Below are 12,447 nucleotides of genomic sequence, written 5' to 3'. Positions count from 1 at the left end.
AAGTACAACCCGCTTGACACCGGCTAAATTAGTAGTGGCTACCTGTTTACAGGAGCTATTTTTTTTAACGGAAAGCATGGCGGCAGTCTTCATCAGAAAGTAATGCATCAGAAAGTATACCGTAAACCCAACTGCATACGCCAGGTATTGGCAACGTCAAAGTAGTTGCGGTACGGGCTGGTCGGCAATACCGTCTGTCCATCCCGGTTAATGGTAACCATGTTAAAGCTTGGTACCCCCTGCGCCGACACATTCGCTACGTTCAACAGCGCGTAGTTATAAATTGAACCGCTGTTCAGTTCCTGGCGAACGCCCCAGTTGGAATTCAGCAGGTTACCGGCGTTGGTAATATCGATGCTGAATTGCAGGCTATGCCGTCTCTGTCCTACGTTGGTAAAGATGTCCTGCAACAAACGGAAATCGAAGCGGTGATACCACGGCAGAATACCAGAGTTCCGCTCGACATAACTGCCTTTGGCTCCTTTTAACGCCGGTGTGTTTTCGACAAACTGATCATACGCTTCCCGTTGCTGCTGGGCCGTAAACCGGACGGTTCCCCCGCTCACGATATCCACAAAGTTGATTTCCGAAGAATTTTTTGGCAGATACAGCAGGTCAAGGCTTACCCCATCGCGGTTGATGTCTCCGTTGTAGGTGTACGCAAACCGGCCCGCGCTCGATCCCTGATAGAACAGCGAAACTGTGGTGGCCAGGTGCCGGATGTACTCAAAACGGTAGGACAGGTTCCCCACCAGACGATGCGGAATGGCGTACTGCGACTGACCCAGCAGCAACTCGTTCGGGTCGTTGATCGAATAGTTGTTCGACCAGGCCGAGTTCGCTGCCGAACCGGGGTTGCCCGATACGTCTTTGGCTGCGGTATAATTGTAGAAAAACGAACCGTATAATCCTCGGCGGGCAGGCAAGGAAACGCCCAGCGTTGCCGCCAGTGAATTTCCTTTTTTGGTATTCGCCAGCACCGGAACAATGGCACCCGTGGCCGGATTATACGTAGCGTTGGCTGCACCGTTCCAGAAATCACGGTTATCGGCGGAGTAATTCAAGGTTTGCGTGGCCGGTTTACGGTTGGCGTTGAACTGATAGGTCGCGTTCAGGTCCTTCGTATAGATCACATCAAAGCTGGCAACCAGGGGCGTACTCGGGATTTTGTAGTCGGCACCAATATTGGTTCTCCAGACCTGCGGCATCCGGTAATCCGGGTCCACCAGGGCAACGGTTCCGGGAGCGGTGGCTCCGGCGGTTTTCGGGAAGCGGTTGGGCAAGCGGTTCACCCAGTAGTACGGATCGGCATTGAAGTTGGTGATTTCTCCCAGCGTAGCCGCGTTGACTGGCTCGAATGTGTTCTGCAACACCCCGGAGTTCGTCGGCATATTGGTGAACCACACGAACGGAATCAGACCGGTAAAAATCCCGGTACCACCGCGTAATTGCAGCGAACGATTGCCAAACACGTCATAATTAACACCGATGCGGGGCGAGAACAAGGGCCGTGATTTTGGCCAGGTCTGGGTGCTGTAGGTAGTAGGGTTACCATCCTTGTCCAGCAGGTTGAGCGCGTCGATGGCCGGGTTGTGCAACGGTTTATCCAGGAAGATCGGCATATCTACCCGCAGACCAATCGTTGCATTCAGCCGGTCGTTGATGGCAATTCGATCCTGCGCATACAGACCCGCCAGACCAAATCTCACTTTAGCCCAGGTGTCATTCTGGAACGGATACGTAACACCGTATACCGACGGCGCCCGGTCGTTCAGGAAATCTTCCACCGAGTTAAACCGGTAGTACGACGTTCCCAACCGAACGTAGCTGTTGTCGAAATTCATGATTTCGAAGCTAGCTCCGGCCGTAACCGTATGCTTGCCGGTCTGGTACGTCACGTTATCAATAAATGACAGGTTGGTGTTCTTCAGGCCGTTGTTATACGAAAACAACTCCGTTCCGAACGACATATAGTTCCGGCCATCTTCCCAGATATCCACAAACGGAAACAGGGCGCCCGGCGTTGAACGCAGGGATTCGATGTAGCTGTAGGTGGCCAGAAACTGATTCGAGAACTTGGGCGAAAAGTTGCTGTTCAACTCGGCGGTTACGGAGCGAACAATGTTTTTCTGCACATAATTGGCGTTCTCAAACGCAATGGATTCAGAGCTGATCCGGTTGGCACTTGAGCGCGGGTTTGGTCCGGAGTTGTTGTTGGTTCCGGCGTCACTCGTTCCAACCACCTGGTTGTAGCGCAGCGTCAGTTTGTGCTTGTTGCTGATGTTCCAGTCTAAGCGGCCCAGAAACTTGGTGCTCAGGTTGGCGTATTTGTTGGCGTAATTTTCGTAAGCGCCGGGATCATACCCGTACTTGGTGCGCAGGTGCGAACTAACAGCTTCCAGATCAGCCGCTGTGGTCCGGGCCACACCGGGTTGTCCGGCGTTGTCACCCCGGTTGGCTACCCAGATATTACCGGGATACACGTAATTTTCGCGTTCGAAATTGGCGAAGAAAAAGAGCTTGTTTTTGATGATGGCTCCACCCAGCCGGGCACCGTACACTTTATTGGACGATTTCGATTGCTCGGGCAGATCAATTCCGGCTACTTTTTTGCCGTTAAAATTCTGGTTGCGGTAAAAACCGTATACCGAACCCGTCAGTTGATTGGTTCCGCTGCGGGTAATGGCGTTGATACCGGCTCCGGTAAAGTTGCTTTGGCGCACATCGTACGGTGCCACGTTTACCTGCACCTCTTCAATGGCATCCAGCGAAATGGGCTGGGCATCGCCACCGGGCAGCAGGTCGTTGCTCAGACCAAAACCGTTTGAAAAGGAGGCTCCATCAATCCGGACGTTATTCAGACGCGGATCCCGGCCGGCAAAACCCGTACCGTTGGCCTGCGGAGTAAGCCGGGTGAAATCCGTCAGACTCCGGGTAACGGTCGGTAAGGTTGTCAGTTGCTTGGCGTTAATGTTGGTCGAAGCCCCCGTCCGCTCGTTGTTCAGAATAGAGTTGCTGGCAACCACCTGAATCTCGGCCAGTTGCTGGGCGCCTTCCCCCAGTTTCTGGTTCAACACGTACGGTTCTCCCAATACCAGCGTAATGTTCTCCACCACTTTCGGCTCGAACCCGACGAACGTGATCTCGACGGTATAAGGGCCTCCAGTCCGCATACCCGGAATCGTAAACCGGCCGGTTGTCTGGGTGGTGGTTCCGTATACCGTTCCGGATGGAACGTGCGTTGCTTTCACCGTTGCACCGGGCAGTCCCTCCCCTTCCGAGTCGGTAATCAAACCGTTTATTGATGAATTGGTAACCTGAGCCACCGCCTGATTGCTAGTCGCAACCGCAAAAAGTAGCCCGAAAAAAATGCCTACCACGTGAACCCACAGTAGCCCTCTACGCATAATCCAGTTTAGTTAGGTTAAAATAATTTGAACTGCTTCAGCTTCAACTGAGCCAATTCCTATACAAAGGAACGACATTTTTCTTTGCGACTCAACCCCCCGTTCTTAGGAAAGTACTATAATAGCCGTTTAACAGCCAAGGTTTCTATAAAAACTCCACAAATCTGTTTTTATCGTTCAATTTCGTGTCAGGATTTTTTTATCAAAAACCGATCCAACGGCCCCCGCTTTTTGCAATAATCCCACATAATATTCTACTATACAGGCAATTAGTAATTCACAACGCCTATTTGTCGACTTGGCGATTTGCACTTTTCCGAACGATTCTTTTTACCTTTAAGTAGTGCAAAAAGTAAAACTATTATCAGGTTATTACTTCGACGGACATGATTCAACAAACGGAAATATACAAACTGACTCAGTACAACCGCACAGCGGATTCTCTTCAAAAAATCGAACCGGATGTCTTCCGCATCCCGCCAGCGTCACTGCCCGATTTCCCTCATCTGCTGATGGATGCAGCCTCATCCGGCCATACCACCGTACTGGAAATCGGCCACGGCGACGTCCTCATCAGCACCACCGCGCTCTCCGCCCCCACCGTTGATGACCCCTACGAATTTGGGCGCATCGCGTCAGCCAACGCGCTGAACAACGTGTATGCGACGGGTGGTGAGCCACTACTGGCAACCGCTATGCTGGGCTGGCCGACGGAAAAAATTCCCGCCGAAGCTGCCCAGCTCGTGCTGGAAGGCAGCCGGGCGCTTTGTGCCGAAGCCGGGATTCTGCTGACAACCGGACACCGGATTGAAAGCGCCGAGCCCTTCTTCGGCCTGACCGTAACGGGCAAAGTCCGACTCAACCACCTGAAACAAACCAGCACGGCCACCGAAGGCTGCTGTCTGTACCTGACCAAACCGCTTGGCTTCGGCATTTTGTCCACGGCCTTACAGTTGAAAACTGTACAACCCGAACAAGCCGAAAGTGTTTTAAACCAGATGGCTAAGCTCAACCAGTTTGGTACTTTTCTGGGCAAATTACCGTACGTCAAAGCCCTGGCGCACGTGTCTGATTCGGGCCTGCTGGGGCATCTGATCGAAATGGCCGAAAGCAGCGGTTTAAGCGCCGACATTGACTTTCATAAAGTGCCGGTCCTGCCGGCTGTGGGTGATTATCTGGCCCCCGAAAGTATTCCGGAAGCGACGCACCGCAACTGGGAACGCTTCGGTGAGAAAACCAATGAACTACCCGATGAACAGCGGCTGGTGCTGGCCGATCCCCAGATCAGCGGGGGCCTATTGATTGCCGTGGATTCGCGCAGCGGGGCAGAATTTGAACAGGTTGCCTTCGAACATAAATTTCATCTGAAATCATTCGGCCAACTGATTGGAAAGAGCGAAAAGGTCGTTTATGTACGCTAAACCGGACGAGAACCGGGCCAGCAGGCGACGTCCGTAAGGGATGTGAGCAAGATTCCGTACTTTAGCCCCCTGAACAAGTACATGGGCTTTAGCCCGTGGATACGGATATGAAGCTTTATTATCGTCAGACCGGCGAGACCGGTACTCCTATTATCATTCTGCACGGCATTTTTGGCTCGTCAGACAACTGGCTGACCATCTCGAAAACCATTGCTGAGCATAATCACCGCGTGTTTCTGGTCGATCAGCGCAACCACGGACGTTCTCCGCGGAGTGAGGTATTTGATTATGACGCCATGGCCGCCGATTTGCAGGAGTTTATTACCGACCACCAGCTGGAAAAGCCGGTGGTGATTGGGCACTCGATGGGCGGCAAAACCGTCATGCAGTTCGCGATGGACTACCCCGGCCAGTTTAGCCGGTTGGTGGTGGTGGATATTGCGCCCAAATTTTACCCCATTCACCACGCCGAACTGATTCGGGGCCTGAAAGCCATTGATCTGCTGAACATCAAAAGCCGCAACGAGGCCGACGAAATTCTGAGTCGGTACGAACCCATCCTGCCGGTCCGGCAGTTTTTGCTCAAAAACCTGTACCGAACCGAAGCCGGTCAGTTCGACTGGCGGCTCAACCTGCCGGTCATCGAACAGGAACTACACGGGATTGGCGGTGAATTGCGCAATGTCCGGATCATTACCGAACCGACGCTGTTTATCCGGGGGAGCGAATCGCCTTACATCAAGGACCAGGATCAGGCGGAAATCAAGCGAATTTTTCCTAACAGCACCCTCGCAACCATTGAAGGGGCCGGGCATTGGGTACAGGCCGAAAAACCGACCGAATTTGTGGAGGTTCTGATGTCGTTTTTAAATAAATAAGGAACGATGAATGGTTTGGCTAAGGCCGGGCCATTCATCGCCCATTGTTCATTTAGTCTTCAACCCAGGTCAGTTTCTCTTCAATGGGTTTACGAACCGCCGGTTTTTCGCCGGGCTGGTGATACCCCATGTAAAAGAGTCCAACGCATTTCTGCGAAGGTTCGAGGTTTAAAAACTCGCCCAGTGCTTCCAGACCGCCGGGGGTACTCCAATAGGCACCCACATTCATGGCTGTAGCCGTCAGCCACATATTCTGCACGGCGCAGGCTACAGCTGCCAGTTCTTCCCATTCCGGCACTTTGTCGGAATGCAACTGCATGTTGATCGCCATCACGCACGATGCCCGCAGGATTTTGGTGCGGGTTGTTTCGTATTTCGCATCCGAATAAAGCGCAGGCGGTGTATTCTGGCGGTACTGGTCGCCCAGAAAATCGGCCAGTTTTACCAGGCCATTTCCCCGGAAAATGGTAAACCGCCAGGGTTGGGTCAGGCGGTGCGTGGGGGCAAAATTGGCGTTCTCGACGATGGCTTCAATCACCTCGCGGGGAATCTCCTTATCAATATACTCCGGCGGGAAAATGCTCCGGCGTGTTCGAATAATCTGGTTGATGAGTTCAACAGTATTTTCCATAGGTTAATCAGAAACCGTTTTGATTGAAACTGCAAAACTAACCCAATCAACGGTATTTAGCCGACCAAATCTGGAAACTCTCGCGGAGATCGACCCAGCGGTATGTATTTTAAGCGGATTGCCCCTTATTTTGCAGGAATATTCTTTCCGGATCACCAACCCTTTTTTGTTGTCTGGGTTTGTAAGATGTAGATGTCCGGACGTTCCCTTATAACAAATGCCGACCTTGTTTTTGATTCCGACCGTACTGGCCGAGCAGACCGCCGACCAGGTATTATCCCCGCAAATCCGCGAGGTTATCAGCCAGACGAAGGTCTTTTTTGTGGAGAACGTCCGCACGGCCCGGCGGTTTATCAGCAGCCTCAAAACGGGCCTGATCATTGACGAACTGACCTTCTACGACCTCCACAAAGACACGCCCGAAACCGAAACCCAGCAACAGCTTAAGCTGCTGAAACAGCAGAATCAGGATGCGGGCGTGTTGTCGGAAGCGGGTTGTCCGGGCGTGGCGGATCCGGGTGCGGTGGCGGTACGGCTGGCCCATCAGTCGGGCTGGCAGGTTCGGCCGCTGGTCGGTCCCTCGTCAATTCTGCTGGCTCTGATGGCGTCGGGCATGAGCGGGCAGTCGTTTGCGTTTCACGGTTATCTGTCCATCGACAAACCGGCGCGGCTTCAGCAAATCCGGCAGTTGGAGCAGGACGCCCGCAAGCGGCAGCAAACCCAGATTTTCATGGAAACACCGTATCGGAATAACCAGATGCTGGCCGATCTGCTGGCGGTTTGCCATCCCGAAACCCGTCTGTGCGTAGCCTGCAACCTGACGGCTCCCGACGAACTGCTCCGAACGCTGAGCATCCGGGAGTGGAAAGGGCAGACCGTAGACCTGCATAAGAAACCAAGCCTGTTTTTACTTCTTTAACCCGTTGCTTTTAAGGTATGGCCCAGATAAAATCCTTTGTTTTTAATCCATTTTCGGAAAATACGTACGTGCTGTACGACGAAACAGGCGAAGCCGTGATCATCGACCCCGGGTGCTACGAACAGCGGGAGAAAGACGCCCTGGCCGATTTTATCGAGCAGAACAACCTCAAACCGGTGAAGCTGCTCAACACCCACGCCCACATCGACCACGTGCTGGGCAACGCCTTTGTGAAACGCAAATACGGGATTGATCTCTACCTGCACGAAAGTGACCTGCCGGTACTGAAAGCCGTTGCGGTGCTGGCTCCCAACTACGGTATGGCGGCCTACGAAGAAGCCGAAGTCGATCATTTTCTGGAAGCCGGGCAGACCATCACGTTCGGCAACACGGAGCTGGAGGTCCGCTTTGTGCCGGGGCACGCACCGGGTCATGTGGCGTTTGTCAATCACGCCGACCGCTTCGTCATTGGGGGCGATGTGTTGTTTCGGGGCAGTATCGGACGCACGGACTTTCCACTGTCGGATTTCGAAACCCTGGCCCGCAGCATCCGGACCCAGTTTTACACCCTGCCCGACGATTACACCGTCTATCCGGGTCATATGGGAACGACCACCATTGGTCAGGAAAAGAAAACCAACCCATTTATCAGACTGTAACCCACGGGGCCACGTATCTAAAAACCGGCTCATTTTATAACTATTTTTACATACATTAAAAACTAATTAATAATACTGTATATTTGACGGTATAAGGTTTACCAAAAAACCTAGGTAGGCGCACGTTGTGAAACAAGTAACCCTAAATTCAGCTTTGTCAAGAGAGCTTCATTGGTGGCACCAACTCCGAAAGAGCAACATAGTGGCATTCAAAGGCTTGGTCTCTGACTATAGCCCGCTACTTTTTTCGTTTGGCACTCAATACACGACTGATGCCGATCTCGTAAAAAACTGCATTCAGAAGTTATTTCTGGAAGTATGGGACAATCGGGATAGCCTCACTGCCCCTGCCGGAATGAAAGCCTGGTTGTTTGGTTCGCTTCGTCAACGCATCCTGCATTCGCCTAAAATCAGACAAGGAGCGTTGGAGTCGGCTACCAATCCGGCCCATTTTTTCATTGAATTCACCTTAGATACTGGTCTGACCCAGGACAAAACGACGCGCGGTGTAGCCGACACCCTGAAGCGCCTGATCGAGCAGTTGCCCCAATGCCAGCAGGAAGTCGTTTATCTGAAATTTTTTCAGGAACTGAACAGCGACCAGATTGCCCACGTAACCAGCCATTCGGCCCAGACGGTTTCTGACCTGTTGCAGACCGCCATCCGACAGTTGAAATTGCAATGGAAAGTGGTTTTCTCATCACACCCCACGCCCCCGAACATCGAGAAGCTGCTCTGGAATGAATCGTTTCGGAAATGGGTGTCAAAGCCAAGTCAGGAAAGCGATGCGTTCTGGCACTGCTGGCGCATCTCGAATCCCGAACGGGTGGCCGATCTTAAACTGGCCCGAACCGTTGTGTCGGCCTTACAGGTACGCCACCGGCAGATGCCCGAATTCGAACAGCAACTTCTGGTGACCCAAACACTCGCCCAGATCAACGTTCCGGCTCAACCGGCCCCTTCGCTCCTCTCTTTCTTTCGCTGGCAACCCGTAAGCTGGCCCTCCTTCCCGGTCTTACTCGCCAGTCTGTCAAAGCGTTTCCGGAAAAACAAAACCTCCCTATCATAACTACCCTTCTATCAGCCACATCCGTCTGTAAAGTACGTAACTGCAAGTAGTGTTTTTCACTTTACAAGCCCTTCCCCGGTGTTTAAATACTATAACCACCTGCTCAAATAAACTTTCTATCCATTCATGCCGGCAACCCATAATCTTGTCGGTTGGGTACGACAGCATGGCTCGCCGTTCCGTTACTAAATGATTGTCAAAATGAAAAGAAATTCGCAAATCAACCCCATTACTCTCTTTCATGGCCTTTTTTCTACGCCCCTGTAGTAGCCTGCCTATCAAGACGTTGATAGCTTGTCTAAGTCTGATTTACGGATTACTTATCCACCCGAACCAGACAGTTGCCCAGATCATTACGACCATCGCCGGTTTACCTAATCAGGGCGATGGTGGCCCAGCTGTTCAGGCCAACTTGGGCTCGCCCTATGGCGTGGCCGTCGATAGTCAGGGAAATATTTTTATTGCTGATCGGTATAACCACCGCATTCGCAAGGTGACGCCCAACGGCATCATCTCCACGGTAGTGGGTACGGGTACGCAGGGTTTTACTGGCGATGGTGGCCCGGCCGTTCAGGCTAACCTGAGCTCGCCTAATGGTGTGGCCGTGGATACCCAGGGCAACCTCTTCATTGCTGATTTTGGCAACAATCGTATCCGTAAGGTAACCGCCAACGGTACGATCAGCACTGTGGCCGGTACGGGTACGCAGGGTTTTACTGGCGATGGTGGCCCCGCGACTACCGCCAGTCTGCGCCACCCCCGCGGAGTCGCCGTGGATACCCAGGGGAACCTCTTCATCGCGGACCTGGATAATCAGCGAATCCGCAAGGTATCCTCCGGTGGTATCATCACGACCGTGGCAGGCAATGGCACGTATGGCTCCGGGGGCGATGGCGGTCCGGCGACCAGTGCCGGTATTGGATCTCCTTACGGTGTAGCCGTGGATAAACAAGGGAACCTCTTCATTGCCGATGGGAGTAACAACCGCATCCGTAAGGTAAGCCCTACTGGTATTATCACCACCGTAGCGGGCAATGGCACCTACGGTTTTAGCGGGGATGGCGGACCTGCAACCAGTGCTCAACTATCCTCACCCAGTAGTGTAGCCGTGGACGCTCAGGGGAATCTCTTTATTGCCGACGCCAGTAACTACCGCATCCGCAAAGTGGCGACGAATGGATTAATTTACACGGTAGCGGGTAATGGACCAATCGGTGACGGTGGCGACGGAGGTCCGGCCACCAGTGCTCAACTGAACCTGCCCACGGGTGTAGCCGTCGATAGTCAGGGTAACCTCATCATCGCCGATATGGGAAATCGGCGTATTCGTAAAGTATCCGCTAATGGGATCATCAACACGATAGCGGGCAATGGTACCGAAAACTATGGTGGTGACGGCGGCCCGGCCACTGAGGCTCGCTTTCATTTTCCCACGGATGTAGCCGTGGATGCTCAGGGCAACCTCTTTATTGTCGATCAATTTAACAGCCGCATTCGTAAGGTAGCGCCCAACGGCATTATTACTACTGTCGCGGGTAATGGAACAAGCGGTTTTAGTGGTGATGGCGGCCCCGCTACCAGCGCCCAACTCGGTTATCCCACTGGCATAGCGGTAGATACCCACGGCAATCTCTTCATTGCAGAACAGGGAAGCAGACGGATCCGGAAGGTTGCACCGAACGGTATTATTACCACGGTAGCGGGCAACGGTGCGCAGTGCGATGACTCAAACATATGCTTTAGTGGCGATGGCGGTCCGGCTATTCATGCCAGCTTATCCTCCCCGTACGATGTAGCCGTGGACGCTCAGGGGAACCTCTTTATTGCCGATCACCACAACGGACGCATTCGGAAGGTAACCGCCAACGGCATGATCAGTACCGTGGCCGGAAATGGCGAAACAGGCTATAGCGGAGACGGCGGTCCTGCCACGAACGCCCAAATAGGATTTCCGGTGAGTATTACGGTGGATGGACAAGGGAATCTCTTCTTTACGAATCCGACAAGCCAGCGCATCCGTAAGGTAACCCCCAGCGGCATTATTACTACTGTTGCGGGCAATGGCGTGTACAACTTTAGTGGTGATGGCGGCCCGGCCACCAGTGCCAGCTTCAGAAATCCTCATGACGTAAAAGTAGATGCGCAGGGGAATCTCTTCATTGTCGATCAGGATAACCAGCGCATTCGTAAGGTATCTCCCAGCGGAATCATCAGTACCATTGCAGGGAACGGTTCGGCCGGTTTTAGCGGGGATGGTGGTGCGGCTACCGGCGCCCAGCTCAACAACCCCATTGCGGTAACTATGGACGCTCAGGGTAACCTCTTCATTGCCGATTACAGCAATAACCGCATTCGTAAAGTAACCGGGTTGTCTACCACGCAATCGCTCGCGAGTTTCAGTCTGATCAACGCCGACACGGAGCAGGAGATTAAGGTCCTCGCTCCCGGTGACCAGTTGAACCTGGCTACGTTACCCACACGAAATCTTAACATCCGGGCCAACACGGCTCCGAGCCAGGTGGGGTCGGTCGTACTGATGCTTGGTGGTCAGCAGATCCGGAACCAGACTGAGACGGGGGCACCCTATTCCCTGTTTGGCGATACCGACGGAAACTACAAAAGCTGGACGCCCGCCGTGGGGAATTATACCCTGAAAGGCATACCCTATACCGAAGCCGCTGGAAAAGGTAGCGCTGGCACACCCCTGACCCTAAACTTTACGGTTATTGATCAAGCCCCTACCAATCAGCAGGCCGTGGTCAGCTTCAGCCTGATGAATGCGGACACCGAACAGCCGATTAAACTGCTCACTCCCGGTGAGACGCTGAATCTGGCAACCTTGCCCACGCGCAACCTGAACATTCGGGTGAATACCAATCCGGCTGCGGTGGGGTCGGTGGTTATGGCGTTGAGTGGTAAACAGAACCGTACGCAGACCGAGACGGGAGCACCCTACGCCCTGTTTGGCGATAACGCTGGCAACTACAAAAGCTGGACGCCCGCCGTGGGGAATTACACCCTGAAAGCCACTCCTTATACCGAAGCCGCCGGGAAAGGCACCGCCGGTACGACTTTAACGATCACTTTCAACGTAGTAGATCAGGCGCCAGCCGCCCGCCTGAGTGCTGAAGAGAACCCGGAAACCGCCGGAATCCGGTTCAAAGCCTACCCCAACCCGTTTACGGAGACATTGACACTCCAGGTGCGGGGCCCAAAGCCGGATCAACTGCCGGTGATTATCTACGATGCTTCCGGACGAATCGTTGAGCAACTGGCCGATGTGCCGCTGGAGCAGGACATTCAGTTAGGCAGTCAGTTTGCCCCGGGCTTATACCTGTTGCAGATTGGTCAGGGAAAAATGGCAAAAAGGCAGAAAGTGATCAAGACCCACTAAACCCGGACCACGTTACACGGCTTTAAGAAATCCATCAGTCAGGTAGTAAACTGATGGATTTCTTTATGG

General features: G+C 53.2%; 8 protein-coding genes. 6 read left to right on the top strand and 2 right to left on the bottom strand.

Features of this window, described 5'->3' with window-relative positions; translation table 11 throughout:
* Positions 1 to 107: 107 nt before the first annotated feature.
* Positions 108 to 3,407 (bottom strand): TonB-dependent receptor, encoded by a 3,300-nt coding sequence (locus LX87_RS18745; protein ID WP_111629783.1) that lies wholly within the window; start codon positions 3,405 to 3,407, stop codon positions 108 to 110.
* 386 nt (positions 3,408 to 3,793) lie between these two features.
* Between LX87_RS18745 and selD the strand changes: the two genes are divergently transcribed.
* Positions 3,794 to 4,828, top strand: a complete 1,035-nt coding sequence (selD, locus tag LX87_RS18740) for a selenide, water dikinase SelD (protein ID WP_111629782.1) — start codon at positions 3,794 to 3,796, stop codon at positions 4,826 to 4,828.
* A 107-nt stretch (positions 4,829 to 4,935) separates the two neighbouring features.
* Positions 4,936 to 5,706, top strand: a complete 771-nt coding sequence (locus tag LX87_RS18735) for an alpha/beta fold hydrolase (protein ID WP_111629781.1) — start codon at positions 4,936 to 4,938, stop codon at positions 5,704 to 5,706.
* A 52-nt stretch (positions 5,707 to 5,758) separates the two neighbouring features.
* Here the strand turns inward: LX87_RS18735 and LX87_RS18730 are convergent, their stop codons facing one another.
* Positions 5,759 to 6,337: a nitroreductase family protein gene (locus LX87_RS18730; RefSeq protein ID WP_111629780.1), complete on the bottom strand. Its 579-nt coding sequence runs from the start codon at positions 6,335 to 6,337 to the stop codon at positions 5,759 to 5,761.
* A 217-nt stretch (positions 6,338 to 6,554) separates the two neighbouring features.
* Here LX87_RS18730 and LX87_RS18725 point away from each other — a divergent pair, with 217 nt between their 5' ends.
* The 4 genes from LX87_RS18725 to LX87_RS18705 all read left to right on the top strand — a co-directional run bounded on the left by LX87_RS18725 (position 6,555) and on the right by LX87_RS18705 (position 12,378).
* Positions 6,555 to 7,256 carry an SAM-dependent methyltransferase gene (locus LX87_RS18725; protein WP_111629779.1) on the top strand — a complete coding sequence of 234 codons (702 nt, stop codon included), beginning with the start codon at positions 6,555 to 6,557 and terminating at the stop codon, positions 7,254 to 7,256.
* 17 nt (positions 7,257 to 7,273) lie between these two features.
* Complete coding sequence (locus LX87_RS18720; RefSeq protein ID WP_111629778.1) at positions 7,274 to 7,915, top strand: MBL fold metallo-hydrolase; 642 nt, start codon at positions 7,274 to 7,276, stop codon at positions 7,913 to 7,915.
* Between the two features lie 127 nt (positions 7,916 to 8,042).
* A complete protein-coding gene (locus LX87_RS18715) occupies positions 8,043 to 8,984 on the top strand; it encodes an RNA polymerase sigma factor (RefSeq protein ID WP_111629777.1) in 942 nt (313 codons plus the stop codon).
* A 241-nt stretch (positions 8,985 to 9,225) separates the two neighbouring features.
* Positions 9,226 to 12,378, top strand: a complete 3,153-nt coding sequence (locus LX87_RS18705; protein WP_111629775.1) for an NHL domain-containing protein — start codon at positions 9,226 to 9,228, stop codon at positions 12,376 to 12,378.
* The last annotated feature ends 69 nt before the right edge of the window (positions 12,379 to 12,447 follow it).

The organism is Larkinella arboricola, assembly GCF_003259745.1.
GTDB classification, from domain to species: domain Bacteria; phylum Bacteroidota; class Bacteroidia; order Cytophagales; family Spirosomataceae; genus Larkinella; species Larkinella arboricola.
The sequence above is the reverse complement of the archived record's forward strand: the minus strand, read 5'-3'. Positions and strand labels throughout refer to the sequence as shown.